The sequence below is a fragment of the Pseudoalteromonas sp. S327 genome, from assembly GCF_005886415.1.
GTDB classification, from domain to species: Bacteria; Pseudomonadota; Gammaproteobacteria; order Enterobacterales; family Alteromonadaceae; genus Pseudoalteromonas; species Pseudoalteromonas atlantica.
On the sequence record NZ_PNDP01000179.1, the window covers coordinates 1 to 274 of the forward strand.

At 49.6% G+C, this 274-nt stretch carries 1 protein-coding gene; it reads left to right on the forward strand.

Annotated elements, in window-relative coordinates:
• The coding region (locus CWB60_RS20625; RefSeq protein ID WP_138628033.1) for an AMP-binding enzyme at positions 1-274 on the forward strand (274 nt) is incomplete at both ends.

Below are 274 nucleotides of genomic sequence, written 5' to 3' on the forward strand. Positions count from 1 at the left end.
TACATAGATGGCTATGGTTACCTATTTATAATGGGCCGTACAGACGATGTTATAAACGTATCTGGTCATAGTCTTTCAACCGGCGAAATGGAAGAAATAGTCGCATCCCAACCAGCCCTTGCAGAGTGCGCGGTGTTAGGGGTTGCCGATACACTAAAAGGCCAATTACCGATGGCCATGATCGGACTTAAAAACGCCTTTACCCGCTCCCCTACCGATGTAGCGCAAGCCCTGCTTCTCACAGTAAACCACCAACTAGGCGCTATCCCGTGCC